Below are 15,427 nucleotides of genomic sequence, written 5' to 3'. Positions count from 1 at the left end.
AGGGCGATCCACCATGTCGCGAGAGCACGTCGCGTGGGGGTTGGTCGGCGCGGTGTTGCTGGCGCTGCTGCTGTGGCCACTCGTCGACGGCCGCGATGGCTTCCCGCTGTCGACCTACCCGATGTTCTCCGAGGATCGCGGTCGCATCGTGAGGCTCGCCCACGTGGTCGGCCGCACCGCGGGCGGTGAGGTGCGACCACTCCCACCGCGCCTGCTCGGGACCTTCGAGGTCATGCAGGCCGCGCAGAGCGCCCGCATCGCGAGCAAGCGCTCCGATCACGCCGATCGCCTTTGCACGCGCGTGGCCGCGGCCTTGCACGACGACGCCGCGCTCGCGACCGAGTTCGTCGCGGTCGAGGTGCGCACCGATCGCTACGACATCGTCGCGTACTGGCAGACCGGTCGACCACTCGACGGCACGCTGCACGCGAGCTGCCCGGTTGCCGGGGGCGCGACGTGATCGGCGAGCGGCTGTTCCCGGCAGCGCCGCCGCAGCGCTTGGCGGCGCTGCGCATCGTGATGGGCGCGGCGGCGCTGATCTACGTGGCGATCCGTTCGGTCGGGCTCGTCACGGCCGTGGGCCATCCTGCGTGGCAGTTCCGCGGCGTCGGTGCGCTCGCGTGGAGCTCGGCACCGCCCACGCTCGCACCGGTGATCGCGGCGCTGGTGGTGAGCGTCGTCGGCGGCGGCGCGTTCGTGCTGGGCTGGCGCCATCGCGTGAGCGCGCCGCTGTTCGCGTTCGCGCTGCTGTGGCTGCTGAGCTTCCGCAACTCCTGGGGCATGGTGTTCCACACCGAGAACCTGATGGTGCTCCACGTCGGTGTGCTCGCGATCACGCCCGCCGCCGATGCGTGGTCGCTCGACGCCCGCCGACGCGGTGACGCCGTCGACGGCGCGGCGCGGACACGCTACGGCGCGCCGATCCGACTGTTGGCGCTCGTCACCGTCGTCACCTATGCGATCGCCGGCGTCAGCAAGCTGCGCGCGTCGGGCTGGCGGTGGGTGACGGGCGATACGCTGCGGAATCTCGTGGCGTTCGACAACCTGCGCAAGGCCGAGCTCGGCGACGCCTACTCGGGTCTCGGCGTGGCGTTGGTGCCCTACGGCGCCATCTTCGTAGGGCTGGCCGCGGTCTCGCTGGCGGTCGAGCTCGGCGCACCGCTGGCGCTGCTGCACGCGCGCGTGGGCCGGTGGTGGTGCGCGGCGGCGTGGGGCTTCCACGTCGGCGTGGTCGCGCTCATGTGGATCGGGTTCCCCTACCAGCTCTTCGGCGTCGCGTATGCGCCGTTCTTCTCGCTCGAGCAGCCGCTCGCGCGGGTCGCTGCGCGTTGGCGCGATCGATCGGGCTCACAGCGCGGTCGAGCGCCCGAGCGGAGGTAGCGCGAGATCGGGCACCGGCAACGCGCGCGGCACCACGTGATGTTCGATCGGCAGCGGCGTGAACGCTGCGATGGTGCCAGGCAGAGCACCGGGGGTGCGAAAACCGGTGGCCTGGAAGCGCTCGACCACCGCGTCGCGTTGGGCGGCGAGCGCATCGAGCACCCGCTGCCAGCGCAGCGCATCGCCCTGCTGCTCCTGGGGGTCGACCGGCGCGGCCGCGAGCGCCTGGCGTTGGGCGTCGCGGCGCAGTTCGTCGGCCAGTCGCATCGCCATCGCCATGCGCCAGGCCATCAAGGCCGGCAACAACGCCATGAGCTGTCCCCACGTCGAGAGCATGCCCAGCAGGTGCATGACCGCGATGCCGATCCCGGTCGCGCCGGCGACGAAGCCGACCACGCCCCAGTGTCGCGCGGGTCGCTTGGGCACTGGCTCGAGCGCCTGCTCGGGTTGATGGCGGCCGATCGCGACGACGCGGAACTCGATGCCCTCGCTGGGCGCGCCGTGGCAGCGACAAAACCGCTGCACGCTGACCATGCCGTGGAACCGGTGGCGGCGGATGGTCGTGGTCATGCCGTCGAGTGCGCCCGAGAGGCGTTGGTGCACCACCGAATAGCCGGCAGACTCTGGGAACGCGGCCGTACAGGCCTCACGGGCGAAGCGCGAGAGATCTGCGAGTACCCGCGTCGCGGTGGCGTCGTCCTCGCCTGGCTCGCGCACGCTCCACGTCAGCTGTAGACCATCGTCATGCACGAACGATCAGCGTAGCAGGTCGGGCCGCCGCCGCGAGGGCCCGGCCCACGAGTACCTCGACACAGGATTGTGAAGGGCCATGACACCGCCCTGACCGCGCCTCGCTGCGTTGCCGCACCTTGAAATACGCCCGGTATTCCGGCGGCACGGCGCCTTGCGGAGTCGCGGCCATGACGGCGTTCTGACCCATCACAATCCTGTGTCGAGGTACTAGCGAAGATCGCGACCGAACGGCATCAATGACAGCGGCGCCAGCTTGAGGTGCTGCATCGCGAAGGGCAGCCCGATGATGGTCAGCGCGAGCACACCTGCCCACAGTAGGTGGGCCAGCGCCAGCTCCCAGCCCACGAACACCAGCCACAGCAGGTTCGCGAGGAACCGCAGCGGGGTGCTCGCACCCGGGAGGTCGACGATGCGCTTGCCGAACGGGGCGAAGGTCGCGACGCCGATCTTGATCGCCTGCAGACCGAAGGGCGCGCCGACGATCGTCAGGCACAGCAGCAGTCCGACCACGATGTAGGCTAGTCCGGAGAGCAGGCCGCCGAACACCAACCAGATGATATTGCCGAGCAGGGACATCGTGGACTTGGGGCCGGAGTAGTCGGTGCGGTGTCGAGCTATTCCAGGACACCCATCGCGCCGCTCGACGCGTTACCTTGGGTCATGCGAGGTGCCATGTCGAGGTCTGCGTCGTTCACGGTGGCTCTGATCGCGGCGCTGGCCGCGTGTACGGGCCACGAGCCGCCCGTGGGCGAGACCCCGCCGCCGACGCCGAAGGTCGAGGCGCCGCGTGTGCAACTGCGCGCGATGATCGCCTCGGTCCAGCTCGTGCAGGACTGCCCCGATGCACCCGCCGACGCCGCGCCGGCAGCCGCGATGCCGGCCAGCGCCGCGCAGCCCGTCATGCGCGAGCGTCCCGCGGGTGATGTCGCGCCGGGGGCTGCATTGCCGGGCGATGGGCGCGGCTGGTCGCAGCCGTGCACGCAGTCGACGGTGCAGCTCGCGCTGTCCCACGATGGGGCCGGCGATCTGCCGTTTCGCGTGACCGCAGCGCGGGTCACGACGGCCGCCAACGGCAAGGCGATCGCGACGCTCGCGGTGCGCGCGCCCAGCGTTTGGAACGACGATGGCCGCTACGTCGCATGGAACGAGTCGCTGCCGCGCGCGCGCGAGCTCAAGGTCTCGTACAAGCTCGGGGCCGCTGCGGGCGCCCAGCTCGAGGATGCGCTCGGGCCCGACGATGGCGCCCGGCTCGTGCTCGAGCTCGATGTCACCTTCGAGGGCCGTACCATCACGCTGCGCTCGCCCGAGTTCCAGCGCGAACAGCCGCACGTGATCGTGACGTAGAGGCCCGAACGTGACGCGCGTGCGACTTGCTTCGATCGTGTTGCTCGCGACCGCGTGTGGCCGCGAGCCCGCGATCGTGGCCGAGCCGCTGCCCGAGGAGCACGGTGAGGTCGCATCGTCGCCGGAGGAGCGCGAGCGCGAGGCGTACCTCGACGATCCACGCGTGCGGCGGCGGGTGCTCGAGGCCTCGCTGGGCAACCCCGACAACGGCTACTCCCGCGATCGCCTGGCCGCCTACGGTCTGACGGATGCGGGCTGGGAACTGTTGCCGCTGTGGAACCCGCGCGTCGTGCCGATGACGCGCGCGATGCTGCCGGCGCTGCGCAGCGGGCAGCTGCAGCTCCCTCGCGCGACGCAGCCGCTGTGGGATGGCGTGGTGCCCAACGACGAAGATGGCTGGCGCGAGCTGGGCCAGCGGGTGTTCGTCTCGTTGCCGCTGCGGGCCGACGACTCGCTCGCCCACGCGCTGCGCGACGAGACGCGCGCGAGCGAGCTCGGACTCTTCACCACGAGCGACGGCAGCTACCCAGGGCTGGTGGTATTCGACGATCTCGACGGCACCGCTCGCGTCGGCATCACGTGCGCGTTGTGCCACAGCGCCCCGCACGACGGGCGCGCGTTCCTGGGCATGGCTCGTCGCGCGCTCGACTACGGCCGCGCGCGGCTGCAGTACCACGCCGAGACCGCCGTCCCGCTCGATGATGCGCTCGCGCGACGGATGGCGCGGTGGGGTCGTGGGCGGGCCGACATCACCGGCGACGACGACGAAGATCCGGTCGCGATCCCCGACCTCTGGCGACTGCCCGAGCTCACCGCGCTCACGCAGGGCGCGACGTTGCGGCTCGGCGGTCGCGAGTTCTCCGATCCCGCCGAGCGACACGCCCGCGATCTCGTGGTGCTGGCCATCCGCCAGGAGACGCAGGTGATCCAAGCCAACGGCGAGCGGGCCCGGCCGCCCCGCGAGCTGACGTGGGCGATGGCAATGTTCGTCGCATCACTCGAGCCGCCGACCGGGCCGTTCGCCGAGGTCGAAGGCATGCGCGAGGGACGAGCTGCGTTCGCTCGTCACTGTCGCCGCTGCCACGATGGCCCCGCGGGCAGCGGCCCGCCGGTGGCCGCGACCTTGGTGGGTACGGATGCCGCGCTCGCCAACTCGGCCGCGCGCGGCACCGGCACCTACCGACCTGCGCCGCTCGTCGCGGTGGCCGCGGCGGCACCGTACTTCCACGACGGCAGCGTGGCCACGCTCGAGGACGTGCTCGACCCCGAGCGCATGTCGCCGCAATTCACCCGTGGTGTGCACGGCCCGGGTGCCGTCCCTGGGCACGCGTGGGGCACCCAGCTGCCCGCCGAAGAGCGCGCGGCGATCATCGCCTACGTCCGCAGCCTCTGAACTCGACGCCGCGGTGGGCCAGTGCGAGTCTTCTTCACGCCGGCGGCAGCGGGTAGGTGCCGTAGAAGTAGCCGTCCATCGTGAACAGCGGGCTCATCGTGTTGGCCGCGAGGTCGATGCGGTAGACGGTCGTGGTGCCGCCGCCATCCTCGCTCTCGCCTTGGTAGTAGAAGCCGCCCGAGGCCGCGCCGGTGAAGCCGATCGCCGACAGCGGTGCGTCGGTCACCGGCATCGCGACGGGTGACTCGCCGAGTTCGATCCGCCACATGCGGTGGGCGTTGTAGCTCCAGAACTCGAAGTCGATCGGCTCGACGCCGTCGGGTAGCGCGTCGGGGTAGAACATCTTCGCGATCGCGTGGCCCGAGCCCTGGGTTGCGGTCGCGAGCTCGGTGATCGACTCGAGGCCGCCCGTCAGGCTCTTCACCGTGACCATCCAGCTCTCGTCGAAGTCGGTCTCGCCCGGCGCGATGCGCAGGATGCAGTTCTCGGGGGCGGGCTCGCCGGCTGCGTTCGCGAACATCTGCGCCGAGTAGGTGCGGCCATCGCCCATCACGTACGCGTAGCCGTCCGCATCGAAGACGACGTTGCCTCCGCTCGCGCAGCGGTCATCTTCTGCGACGCCGACGATCTCGAGCGACGCGGGATCGAGGATGGTGGTCACCACGCGGCCCAGGATCACGCCGTTGTCCCAGTCGGCCCACCGTGCCGGCACGTAGACCAGCCCGTCGTGGGCGGCGGTGGTCCAGTTCTCGAGGTCGAAGCCCGCCTGCGCGAGGTGAGGCAGCGGGATCGTGCCGGTGATCGTCATGGTCTTGGGGTTCCACACGATCGCCGCCAGTGCGTCGCTGGAGATCGAGACGGCCGTGTCCTCGTCGACCAGCGTGTTGCCGTAGTCGACCGCGGTGAGACCGTAGCTCGCCAAGCTCATGCGCCCGGTCTCCGACAGCGTGCCGTCGGCGGCGACGCCGTACTTCACCCACGTGGGCTCCTCCGCGAGGCCGACGAGTACGTCGCGACCCGAGACCAACAACACGCCGTTGCCGGGGATCTCCACGCCCGCGGCGTTGGTGATGTGCCCACTCAGCTCGGGCACCACTTGCACGTAGGTCGTGCGGCCAGTGTCGGTGATCACCACGGAGGCCAACACGTGACCGGTGACGACGTCGCCACCAGCGTCTCCGGTCGAGTCGTCGCCGGCGGCGTCATCCGCCGCGCTGGCCGTGGCGCCGGCGCTCGGATCGCTGTCCTCGCCGCACGAAGGAAGCGTCGTCGAGAGCATCGCGAACAGGACGTGAGGGACTTGGTGTCGTCGAGCCATCGACCGGACCTTGACTTAAATAAAATTGAAAATCAAAATCAAAATCAACGAAAACGGGCGAGAAATGCCACGTGGCGCTCAGAACGCGACCGTGACGCGAGCTTGAAATGCTCGGCCGGGCAGCTGGACCCCGACGTAGTCGAAGGCGCGCGCGTCGAGCAGGTTGCTCACGGCGAGGGCCGTCGCGACCTCCCAGCGGCGCCGCGCGACCACGTAGGAAACCCCCACGCCGTGCAGCACCTGCGGGGGCACCCGTTGCTTGAACGCAGTGGTGCCGGCGCTCTCCCAGCCGCGGAAGAACCCGTGCACGTAGCGCGTGGTCCAGTCGAGCGCGAGACTGTCGCCGGTCGCGACGAACTCGGTGAGCAACAGCTGACCGTGGGCATTGGCCGACAGCCACGGGCGGGCCGGCATGCGGTCGCCGTCGTAGGGACCGAACGGCCCGTCCGCCGACGCGTTGCGGTAGTCGACGAAGGTGACGTTGCCGTCGATCGTCACCCACCGGCCTGGCGAGGTCCAGCCGAGCGCCGCATCGACGGCCAGCGCGCGCGCGTCGTTCACGTTCTGCGACGAGATGCGGTTGTCCTCGGGGATCGGCGCGATCGCGTCACGCACCAGTCGCGCCGAGGTCAGCACATCGCTCCACCACCGTCCTGCGCGGGTGGTTCGGTTCACCGACGCACCGAGGTTGAAGTTGTGCGAGCGCTCCGGTCGCAGCTCGAGGTTGGGCTCGACGAGGACGCCGTCGCCAAACAGCTCGTCGACGCTCGGGAGCCGCGTGGCCCACTCATACGATGCCTTCACCTGAGCCCAGTCTGTGAAGCGCCAGCGCAGCGCCTGGCCCGCGCCGAGCTCGTGGTCGACGCGTCGCATCGTCGGGTAGTCATCGGCGCCAGGCACCACGCGATCGGCGATGGCCGCCTGCACGTAGTCCTTCACGAACGAGACGCTCTGCAGCCGCTCGCGCAGCACGTCGACCTGGTACTCGAGGCCAGTCACGAGGTTGAACAGCTGCCGGCGCGCGGTGAGGGGATCGCGGGCGTCGGCGTTGGCGAGCGCGTTGCTGCCCTGTCGCCCGAAACCAGCCGGAGCGATCACAAGCCGCAGCGCGTGTCGTCCTGGACTCCACGACAGCCCGAGGTTGCCGTAGGCGCCGTTCTGGATGATGCGTTGATCGGTGCCGATCGCAGTGAGTTCGCCGGCCGTGGTCTTCTCGAGCACGCAGCGGCCGTACCAGTCGTACACGCAGTGATCGGTGTCGGTGAAGCGGATGCGTCGCTGCGCGAACGCGGCTGTCAGCGACACTGCGAGATCGCGCGGCAGCTGCTTGTCGTAGCGCAGGTTGGCGCCGGGGCGGATCTCGCCCCAGCTCGCGCCGCCGTAGGGCACCGTCATCACCACGTTGTGCGGCAGTTCCTTGTCGAGCGCGCTGACGAAGCCGGTCACCAGCAAGCGATCAGCCCAGCGGCGATCGACGACGCCGAGCGTGATGCCGCCGCCGCCCGCGAGGTAGCGATCGTGGCGTCGCTGGAGCGTCGTCGCAACCAGACTGCCATCGGGCTGGCCGACCTCGACGTCGATGCGGTAGTCGTTGCGGCTGTGATCGAGGAAGCCAAACGCTGCGGCGTAGAGCCCGGGTCCCTCGAGTAGCGTCGAGCTCTGCGCGAGCAGGCGGTGCGTGTCGAACGAACCACCCTGGTACGAGACCGAACTGCGCGTGCCGTAGATCCGCAGGTCGCGAGCGAGGTTCACGGCGCCGCCCAGCGCGTCGGCGCCGAAGCGAATGGGCACGACGCCGCGGTAGATCTCGACCCTGTCGACCAGCCCCACGGGAATGTTGGCGGGGTCGAGTGCAAAGCCGGAGAACTCGATCGGGACGCCGTCGACGAAGAACGGTACCTGCGCGCCACCGAGGCCGCCGAGGGCGAAGTCGGAGCTGCTGCCGAGTCCGCCGGCGCGTCGCAACATCACGCCGCGGCTACGCGAGAGCACCTGGCCGAGGTCCGCGGTCTGCCGCTGCGCCGCCGCGAGGTCGACGACCTCGACAGCCTCGGCGGACCCCATCATCTCGTCGGCTGGCGATCGCACGACTACGTGTCGCGCTCCTTCATCCGTCGTCGCGGCGGCGGGCGTCACCTCGGTCGCGTCGTCGATGGGCCCGCGCGTCGGCGTCGGCGTGTCGGGTGACGTGGCGGTCGCACGACTCTCGGTCGTCGGGGACGGTGGGGACGGTTGCTCGCCGACGTCGCTCGGGGGCGATGCATCGTCGCCGCCGATGTGCGCTGGGTCGCCGTCGCCGTGTTCGTCGCGCGGCCCCTGATCGAGGCTCGCATCGTCGCGCTCGGCATCATCCGCGCCCTCCTCGAGGACCGGGGCGCCCGGCGGTGGTGGCTCCGACGTCGCCAGCCGGCTCAGGCAGATCACGGCGCCGAACGCGGCGTAGACGGTCGTCACGACTGATTTGTATTGAAAATGAAAATTGATTTCAAGTAGAGTCGGAGCCGTGACGACGCTCTCCATCCTCCCGCTCGCGGTTGCGGCGGTCGCGGCCGCAGCGTGTCCGCGGTGGTCGACGCGCGTGCGCGCGCTGGCCTCGAGTTCGTCGGCCGCACTCGCGCTCGTCGTCGGGTACGCAAGCGAAGCCATCGAAGGTGCGGTGCTCTCGCTCGTCGCCTTGATGGCAGCGGCGTGCTCGTCGGTGTGCGTGTTGGCAGCGCGGCCGTCGTTGGCGTCGCGTCTCGCGTGGTCGTCGTGGGTGGTGGCGGCGGTGTCGTGTTGCGCTCCGAGGGGGTTGCAATGACGACGCGCGTGCGGTCGCCTGCGCGCGGGCTCGCCGTGATCCTCGGCGCGCCGCTCACCGCCTTCGCGATCGGTGCCGCGTTCGTGGAGCGGTTGCCGCTGCCGCTCCCGGTCCGCTTTCCCATCGGCGCCCACGCGATGCTGTGGGCGTGGGTGGGCCTGGTGCTCGCACTGCCGCTGTGCAGCAGCGGCGCGAGGGCGTGGGCCTGGTGCGGTGCGGCCATCGCCGTCGCGGTGTCGTTGGTGTTCGGGGGTGAGACGTGAAGCTGTCGCCGCGCGCCTACGCGGTGCAGTGGGAGCTCCACGGTTGGATCGGCGTGCTGTTCGCGGTGCCGTTGTTCATCGCGTTCTACTGCGGCGTCTTCGCGCTGTTCCACGACGAGCTGGTCGTGTGGCAGGAGCCGGGGCTGCAGGTCGCCGGTGGGCCGCCATCGCCGACGGAGCTCGAGCAGCTGGCCGCGGACCTCGGTGCCGCCGGCGTCGTACCGCCCGAGGCGGACGTTGGCTTCGAGCTCTCGCACGACAACCCCTACGTGCGCGTGAGCAGCGGCGAAGACACGCTGGGTTGGGTCGATGCACGGGATGGGACCTTGCTGCGCCCGCGCAGCGAGCTCGCCGATGCGCTCTACGGCCTGCACTTCCTACGACCGTTGCCGGTGGTGGGCATGGAGCTCTCGGGCGTCGCTGCGATCGCCCTGCTGATCGCGGCGATCGGTGGCTTCATGCTGCTGCTGGGCCGACTGCGGCAGAACCTGTGGCGGTATCGTCCGCAGTTGCGCCGGCGTTGGTGGGCCGCCGACGCGCACAAGAGCCTGGGGTTTGCTCGCGCTGCCGTTCGTCATCGCGATGGCGTGGTCGGGCGCGACGCTGTCGCTCGGCAACCTGATCGGCGCGGGCCTGGCCGCGACATCCTTTGATGGGAGCATGTCCGCGGTCCAGACCGTCCGGGGCTACGGCGGAGCGCCCGAAGCTCGCAGCGCAGTGGCAGCGCCCGCGATGTCGATCGCCGAGCTGGTCGGGCGCGCGCAGGCCAGCGTCGGCACGTCGGAACCGCCGCACTACGTCGGCCTCGTACTGCGCGGCGACGCCGATGCGTGGGTGTTCGTCTTCTTCGAGAGTCGGCTGAGCGCGCCGTGGCGCTACGTCTTCGTGCGCGCGCGAGATGGCGAGGTGCTGCTCGACACCAGCCACGCACGCACGCCCACGCGCACGCTCGAGGAGCCGCTCTACGCGCTGCACTTCGCGTGGTTCGGCGGTGACGCGGCACGTTGCTGCTACGTGGTGCTGACCCTCGCGGTGTGCGTGCTCATCGTGCTCGGACAAGTCGTCTGGGTCGACCGGCGGCCGGCGGCATCGTCGGGGCGCGGGTGGGTGGCCCGTGTCGGCGTGGGGGCCTGTGCGGGGCTCGTCCTCGCGGTGGCGGTGTACTTCGCGCTGAACCGACGACTGCCCGACCATGTCGACGCCCGCGCCAGCACGGAGTGGTGGGCCTTCATCGCCACCTGGATGCTCGCGTTGTCGCTCGCCATGGTGACGCGAGCCCGGCTCGCCACGGTCGCGGCCGTCGACTTGGCGATCGCCGGCGCGCTCGATCTCGCGATCGTGATGGGTGACGCGCTCACGCTGCCGGTCGCGGCCTTGGCACTCCCGGCGGTGACGCGCATCGAGCTCCTGCTCGTCGCGCTCGGGCTCGCGAGCGCCGCCGCGGCGTGGCTCGCCCATCGCGCCGGGAGGTCCCGCTGACCCACGCCCAGGCCGGCCATCGGTGACGATGGCTGTCTGCGAGTCCTGCGGTTGAAGCCCCGCGAAGGCACCTGCTACAACCGCCGCAGCCTTGCCCACGCGCCCACGAACGCGCCGTGCGCGACGCCGTCGAGCCCTGCGGGTGGTGTTGCTGGTGATCGCGACGCTCGCGACCCTGGTGGCCGCTGTGCTGGCATGGATCGCGTTCGGTGATCTGCCGCGGTACGACGAGATCGTCGCGCCCGAGGTCTCGATCGTGATCGACGATGACGCGACGCGCGAGCGCCTGCTCGCGCGCGGACGCAAGGTCGTCGCGGGCGCGTGTCGTCGCTGCCACGCAGGGCCGGCGGGCGGGCCGCTGACGGGACGCGCGATGCGGGAGCTGCCGTCGCGCTTGGGCGCCGCGTCGGCGACCAACCTCACCGCGCATCCCCGTGCCGGCATCGGCGGCTGGAGCGACACGGAGCTCGCGCTGCTCCTGCGCGGCGGCATCGACAAGGAGCACGTCTGGGTGCCGCCGACGATGCCGCGGTTCACCCGCATGTCGAGCGACGACCTCGATGCGACGCTGGTGTTCCTGCGCAGCGATCACCCGTGGGTCATCGCCGACGCCGCGCAGCCGCCCGCGAGCGCGCCGTCACTGTGGGTGAAGCTGCACGCGCGCTACGACTGGCTGCCGCCGCAGCTACCGAGCGAGGCGGTGCCGGCACCGTCCCGCGACGAGCCACGCGAGCTCGGTCGCTACCTCGTCGAGGATCTCTTGCAGTGCAATGGCTGTCATGGCTCGGGGCCCGAGAGCCTCGCGCTCGAGCATCCGATCGACGACCCGGAGTTCCTCGGTGGCGGCCAGCGGCTGCTCGACCGCAACGGCGAGGCGATCTACGCCGCCAACATCACGTTCGATCCCGTGCATGGCATCGCGAACTGGTCGTACGAAGAATTCCGGCGCGCCTTGGTCGAGGGCTTCGGGCCCGACGGCGAGCTGGTGCGATGGCCGATGCCGCGCTACGGCGAGCTCGACGACACCGAGGTCGCGGCGATCTACGCCTATCTGAGCGCCGCGCCCCAGGTCGCGCGCGCGGTGCCGGAGTCGGCGGACTATCTCATCCCCGGCACGCGGCTCGATCCCGGCAAGCACGTGTTCTTCCGCGCCGGCTGCCACTACTGTCACGGTCGCGATCCGGCCGAGCTGCGGGCGTGGGCGCAGGGGCTCATCGACCACTTCGCCGATGACGCCACGCTTGCGGCCTACATCGCAGACCCGCGGCAGTTCGACCCCGAGCGCGAGATGCCGGGCTTCGCTGCGGTGCTCAGCGAGGCCGATCGCCTCGCCGTCGCGGCTCACGTGCGCTCGCTGGTGCCGACCGAGCGCAGGTGAGTGCTCATGCCGGCGGCCATGGCCGCGAGCGCGTCGGCGAGCTCGCGCTCGAACTCGACGCGCAGTGCCGACAGCTCGTCGAGCGCGAGCACGGCTTGGATGTCGGGCGGCGGATCGGACAGCTGCCGCAGGCCCACCACGAGCGCGTGGGTGCGGAGCAGCAGGCGCACGCCGTCACCCTCGCGCAGGCCGGGCAAGACTTGCTCGACGAGGGCGCCTCCGGTGACGACCTTGTCGCGCAACATTCGCTTGAAGCGCAAGGCCGTGTCGGCGGCGAGATTGTGCTCGAGCACCGTGTGCAGCAGCGGCAATAGATCGGCCAGCGTACCCCGCATGGCGAGGCTGCGCGCGACGGCGTCGGCGAACTCCCGCGCCGAGACCGGCGCCCGCCGCAGCAGCTCGCGGCCGAGGTCATCGAACCAACGCGCGAACTCCCGCTCGAGCGTCGCGAGGAACAGCTCCTCCTTCGAGGCGAAGTAGAGGTACAGCGTGCCCTTGGCGAGGCCGCACGCGTCGGCGACCTCGGCCATCGTCAGACTGCCGTACTGCCGTCGCGACAGCACGCCCTCGGCAATCGCGAGGATCGACTCGCGCCGAGCGAGCTTGTCGGCGGGGTTGCGAGCTCGCGCCCTCATTCCGCTCAGCCGATCAGCTTGCGGACGATCGACAGCTTCGCGTCGGTGTAGGGCGGGTACTTCACGCTCGGGTCGAGGAACGTGCCCGTACGCATCACCGACTTGCGGTGGCTGAAGCTCTCGAAGCCGGTGCGACCGTGGTACGCCCCCAGCCCACTGGTGCCGATGCCACCGAACGGCAGATCGGGATCGGCCATGTGCACCAGCGTGTTGTTGATGCATCCGCCACCGAACGACACCTGCTCGACGAAGCGCTGCTCCTCGGCGGTGTCGGCGGTGAAGAGGTACGCCGCGAGCGGGTTGCGGTGTCGCCGGATGATGGCGAACGCGTCGTCGAGCGCCTCATAGCGCATCACCGGCAGCAGTGGCCCGAAGATCTCGTCGGCCATGACGGCGTCGTCGGGTTCGACGTCGATGAGCACCGTCGGCGCGATGTAGCGATCGTCTTCGTCGTGGTTGCCGCCGATCGCGACCTTGTCGGCGTCGATGAGACCGACCAGGCGCCGCCAGTGGCGGGCGTTCACGATGCGGCCGAAGTCCGCGCTCTGCCGGGGGTCGGCGCCGTAGAAGCTGCGGATGGCCTCGCGCAGGGCGTCGATCACCCGGTCATGCACGGAGGCGTGGACCATCAGGTAGTCGGGGGCGATGCAGGTCTGTCCGGCGTTGGTGAACTTGCCCCACGCCAGCCGACGCGCGGTGACCTCGATGTCCGCGGTCGCGGTGACGATCGCCGGGCTCTTCCCGCCGAGCTCCAACGTGACGCGGCACAGCTGGTCGGCGGCGGCGCGCGCGACGATGCGGCCCACGCTCGGGCTCCCCGTGAAGAAGATGTGGTCCCAGCTGCGGGCCAGAAGCGCCTGCGCCACTGCGATCTCACCCTCCATCACGGCGACGAACTCGGGCGCGAAGGTGTCGGCGACCAGCTCGGCGACCACCGCCGAGGTCGCCGGCGCCAGCTCCGATGGCTTGATGAGCGCGACGTTGCCCGCGGCGATCGCTGCGACCAGCGGCGCGATCGCGAGCTGGAAGGGGTAGTTCCATGGCGCGATGATGAGGTTCAAGCCGAGCGGCTGCATGTGGATGCGGCTGCGCGAGGGCCCGACCGCGAGCGGCGAGAACCAGCTCGAGCCCCGCATCCACTTGCCGACGTGCTTGCGCGTGTGTCGGAGCTCCGACAGCGTGAAGCCGATCTCGGTGGCATAGGCCTCGGTGCTGCTCTTGCGCAGGTCGTCGTGGAGCGCGGCGAGGATCTTCGGCTCGAACTTGCGGATCGCGTGGCCGAGCAGGCCGAGCTGGGTCTCGCGGAACTCGCGATCGAGCGACACCCCGCTGTCGAAGTACTGGCGCTGGCGGGCGACGTGCCCGTCGACGATCGCGTCGAGGCTGTGGGCGTCGCGCAGGGGCAAAGCGGGCGATCCGGGCATGGCGAGAAACTCCGGCACGAACATGACTGACCCGCGGTCATTTGTCAAAAGCCGCTGGAATTACGAAGCAATGTTCGCCGCGCGGAAGTACCGCCGGCGGTTTGACCGGTCGACCAGTTTGAGCCATGCTGAAGCGGTGGCGGCCATCGTCGCACGCAAGCACGATCCCGAGGCCTCGCGGGCCGCGATCCTCGATGCGGCCGAGGGGTTGTTCTTGGAGCGTGGCTTCGCGGCGACCTCGATGAGCGAGATCGCCGAGCGCAGCGGCGTGACCAAGAGTCTGATCCACCACCACTTCGGCTCGAAAGAGGGCCTGTGGGCCGAGATCAAGCGCCGTCGCTTCGGCAGCTACCACGCCGCCCAGCTGGCGCTGTACGCCCGCGGCCTCACGCACGAGACCATCAAGGCCTCGATGCACGCCTACTTCCACTTCCTGCGCGCCAACCCGCAGGTGCATCGAATGATCACGTGGATGCGACTCGAGGGCGATCGCGAGTGCGCCGACCTCGTGGTCGACCTGCGGACGCGGGCGATCGCCCAGATCGCGGCGGCGCAGCAGGCCGGGGTGTTGCGGCCCGAGATGCCGCCCGAGTTCGTGTTGATGATCTTCTTGGGCCTCGTCAACGCGTGGTTCGACGAGGGCGGCTTCGCGACGGGTTTCGACGATGGCCGTGTCGACCACGCGGAGGTCTACCTCGAGCACGCCTGGAAGGTCTTCGCGAGCTCGGTGCTGGTCGACGCGTCGCGAGCCGGCTGAGCGCGTTGCCCGGGCGATCAGTCGGTCGGCACACGGCCGCGCGCGGCCTTCTTCTCGGATTGTTCGCGCTTGGCGGTGAGCCGTCGCCGCTTCGCGCCCGCGGTGGGCTTGGTCTTGCGCCGCGGTTTCGGAGGCACCAGCGCGGCGCCGATGAGATCCGCCAGCTTCGCGCGTGCGCGCTCGAGGTTCGCGCCCTGGCTGCGCGACTCCTGGGCCGTGACGATGATGCAGCCGCGCGCGTCGAGGCGACCCGCCGCCAGCGCGAGCAGGCGCGTCTTGACCGCCTCGGGGAGCACGCGTGACGCGGCCACGTCGAATCGCAGATCGATCTTGGTGGCGAGCTTGTTGACGTTCTGCCCGCCCGGACCGGCGGAGCGCACGGCGGTCCACGATAGCTCGGCGCCGGGGATCACGAGCTCGCGATGGACGGCGCCGCCGCTGGCGACCACCCGGAGATCGTCGTCGCGCACCGTCGTGGTGGTTTCTTGCTCGGACATCGCGGC

General features: G+C 70.4%; 17 protein-coding genes. 10 read left to right on the top strand and 7 right to left on the bottom strand.

Annotation, left to right across the window (positions count from 1 at the left end):
- The first annotated feature begins 13 nt into the window (after positions 1 to 13).
- Positions 14 to 460 carry a hypothetical protein gene (locus tag IPH07_30650; protein MBK6921796.1) on the top strand — a complete coding sequence of 149 codons (447 nt, stop codon included), beginning with the start codon at positions 14 to 16 and terminating at the stop codon, positions 458 to 460.
- Between the two features lie 59 nt (positions 461 to 519).
- Positions 520 to 1,380 carry an HTTM domain-containing protein gene (locus IPH07_30645; GenBank protein MBK6921795.1) on the top strand — a complete coding sequence of 287 codons (861 nt, stop codon included), beginning with the start codon at positions 520 to 522 and terminating at the stop codon, positions 1,378 to 1,380.
- Here IPH07_30645 and IPH07_30640 read toward each other — a convergent pair.
- Together IPH07_30640 and IPH07_30635 are read right to left on the bottom strand one after the other, a co-directional pair.
- Complete coding sequence (locus IPH07_30640) at positions 1,348 to 2,130, bottom strand: hypothetical protein (protein MBK6921794.1); 783 nt, start codon at positions 2,128 to 2,130, stop codon at positions 1,348 to 1,350. The two genes, IPH07_30645 and IPH07_30640, sit on opposite strands and share 33 nt — an antisense overlap.
- Before the next feature lie 210 nt (positions 2,131 to 2,340).
- A complete protein-coding gene (locus tag IPH07_30635; protein MBK6921793.1) occupies positions 2,341 to 2,709 on the bottom strand; it encodes a YccF domain-containing protein in 369 nt (122 codons plus the stop codon).
- Positions 2,710 to 2,805: 96 nt separating this feature from the next.
- Between IPH07_30635 and IPH07_30630 the strand changes: the two genes are divergently transcribed.
- Together IPH07_30630 and IPH07_30625 are read left to right on the top strand one after the other, a co-directional pair.
- Positions 2,806 to 3,477: a hypothetical protein gene (locus IPH07_30630; protein ID MBK6921792.1), complete on the top strand. Its 672-nt coding sequence runs from the start codon at positions 2,806 to 2,808 to the stop codon at positions 3,475 to 3,477.
- Between the two features lie 10 nt (positions 3,478 to 3,487).
- Entirely contained in the window at positions 3,488 to 4,870 is a 1,383-nt protein-coding gene (locus tag IPH07_30625; protein MBK6921791.1) for a c-type cytochrome, read from the top strand.
- A gap of 34 nt (positions 4,871 to 4,904) precedes the next feature.
- Here IPH07_30625 and IPH07_30620 read toward each other — a convergent pair whose 3' ends face one another.
- Together IPH07_30620 and IPH07_30615 are read right to left on the bottom strand one after the other, a co-directional pair.
- On the bottom strand, positions 4,905 to 6,149 hold the full coding sequence (locus tag IPH07_30620; GenBank protein ID MBK6921790.1) for a hypothetical protein: 1,245 nt from the start codon (positions 6,147 to 6,149) through the stop codon (positions 4,905 to 4,907).
- 117 nt (positions 6,150 to 6,266) lie between these two features.
- The gene (locus IPH07_30615) at positions 6,267 to 8,642 is read right to left on the bottom strand and encodes a TonB-dependent receptor (GenBank protein MBK6921789.1); all 2,376 of its coding nucleotides are present in this window, start codon (positions 8,640 to 8,642) and stop codon (positions 6,267 to 6,269) included.
- A 49-nt stretch (positions 8,643 to 8,691) separates the two neighbouring features.
- Between IPH07_30615 and IPH07_30610 the strand changes: the two genes are divergently transcribed.
- From IPH07_30610 to IPH07_30590, 5 genes are all read left to right on the top strand, one after another.
- On the top strand, positions 8,692 to 8,988 hold the full coding sequence (locus tag IPH07_30610) for a hypothetical protein (GenBank protein MBK6921788.1): 297 nt from the start codon (positions 8,692 to 8,694) through the stop codon (positions 8,986 to 8,988).
- Complete coding sequence (locus IPH07_30605) at positions 8,985 to 9,251, top strand: hypothetical protein (GenBank protein ID MBK6921787.1); 267 nt, start codon at positions 8,985 to 8,987, stop codon at positions 9,249 to 9,251. The genes IPH07_30610 and IPH07_30605 overlap by 4 nt, the downstream gene beginning before the upstream one ends.
- Complete coding sequence (locus IPH07_30600) at positions 9,248 to 9,904, top strand: PepSY domain-containing protein (GenBank protein MBK6921786.1); 657 nt, start codon at positions 9,248 to 9,250, stop codon at positions 9,902 to 9,904. Before IPH07_30605 ends, IPH07_30600 begins: the two co-directional genes overlap by 4 nt.
- Entirely contained in the window at positions 9,807 to 10,730 is a 924-nt protein-coding gene (locus IPH07_30595) for a PepSY domain-containing protein (protein ID MBK6921785.1), read from the top strand. The genes IPH07_30600 and IPH07_30595 overlap by 98 nt, the downstream gene beginning before the upstream one ends.
- 91 nt (positions 10,731 to 10,821) lie before the next feature.
- Positions 10,822 to 12,108 carry a hypothetical protein gene (locus IPH07_30590; GenBank protein MBK6921784.1) on the top strand — a complete coding sequence of 429 codons (1,287 nt, stop codon included), beginning with the start codon at positions 10,822 to 10,824 and terminating at the stop codon, positions 12,106 to 12,108.
- Here IPH07_30590 and IPH07_30585 read toward each other — a convergent pair.
- Both IPH07_30585 and IPH07_30580 read right to left on the bottom strand, forming a co-directional pair.
- Positions 12,072 to 12,743 carry a TetR family transcriptional regulator gene (locus IPH07_30585; protein ID MBK6921783.1) on the bottom strand — a complete coding sequence of 224 codons (672 nt, stop codon included), beginning with the start codon at positions 12,741 to 12,743 and terminating at the stop codon, positions 12,072 to 12,074. The two genes, IPH07_30590 and IPH07_30585, sit on opposite strands and share 37 nt — an antisense overlap.
- Positions 12,744 to 12,748: 5 nt before the next feature.
- On the bottom strand, positions 12,749 to 14,191 hold the full coding sequence (locus tag IPH07_30580; GenBank protein MBK6921782.1) for an aldehyde dehydrogenase: 1,443 nt from the start codon (positions 14,189 to 14,191) through the stop codon (positions 12,749 to 12,751).
- Positions 14,192 to 14,303: 112 nt separating this feature from the next.
- On the opposite strand from IPH07_30580, the gene IPH07_30575 reads away from it, so the two are divergent.
- Positions 14,304 to 14,924, top strand: coding sequence for a TetR/AcrR family transcriptional regulator (locus IPH07_30575; GenBank protein ID MBK6921781.1), 621 nt, complete (start codon positions 14,304 to 14,306; stop codon positions 14,922 to 14,924).
- Positions 14,925 to 14,941: 17 nt separating this feature from the next.
- Here IPH07_30575 and arfB read toward each other — a convergent pair whose 3' ends face one another.
- The gene (gene arfB / locus IPH07_30570; GenBank protein ID MBK6921780.1) at positions 14,942 to 15,421 is read right to left on the bottom strand and encodes an aminoacyl-tRNA hydrolase; all 480 of its coding nucleotides are present in this window, start codon (positions 15,419 to 15,421) and stop codon (positions 14,942 to 14,944) included.
- Positions 15,422 to 15,427 lie beyond the last annotated feature (6 nt).

Source organism: Deltaproteobacteria bacterium, assembly GCA_016709225.1.
GTDB classification, from domain to species: Bacteria; Myxococcota_A; Polyangia; order Nannocystales; family Nannocystaceae; genus Xiheibacterium; species Xiheibacterium phototrophicum.
This window is presented reverse-complemented; position numbering and strand designations above follow the sequence as displayed.

What these genes read in the sequence shown, in the direction of transcription:
- IPH07_30650 (MBK6921796.1), top strand. Translation starts at nt 14, where the DNA reads ATGTCGCGAGAGCACGTCGCGTGGGGGTTGGTCGGCGCGGTGTTGCTG.
- IPH07_30645 (MBK6921795.1), top strand. Translation starts at nt 520, where the DNA reads ATGGGCGCGGCGGCGCTGATCTACGTGGCGATCCGTTCGGTCGGGCTC.
- IPH07_30635 (MBK6921793.1), bottom strand. Translation starts at nt 2,709, where the DNA reads ATGTCCCTGCTCGGCAATATCATCTGGTTGGTGTTCGGCGGCCTGCTC.
- IPH07_30630 (MBK6921792.1), top strand. Translation starts at nt 2,806, where the DNA reads ATGTCGAGGTCTGCGTCGTTCACGGTGGCTCTGATCGCGGCGCTGGCC.
- IPH07_30620 (MBK6921790.1), bottom strand. Translation starts at nt 6,149, where the DNA reads ATGCTCTCGACGACGCTTCCTTCGTGCGGCGAGGACAGCGATCCGAGC.
- IPH07_30605 (MBK6921787.1), top strand. Translation starts at nt 8,985, where the DNA reads ATGACGACGCGCGTGCGGTCGCCTGCGCGCGGGCTCGCCGTGATCCTC.
- IPH07_30585 (MBK6921783.1), bottom strand. Translation starts at nt 12,743, where the DNA reads ATGAGGGCGCGAGCTCGCAACCCCGCCGACAAGCTCGCTCGGCGCGAG.
- IPH07_30580 (MBK6921782.1), bottom strand. Translation starts at nt 14,191, where the DNA reads ATGTTCGTGCCGGAGTTTCTCGCCATGCCCGGATCGCCCGCTTTGCCC.
- arfB (MBK6921780.1), bottom strand. Translation starts at nt 15,421, where the DNA reads ATGTCCGAGCAAGAAACCACCACGACGGTGCGCGACGACGATCTCCGG.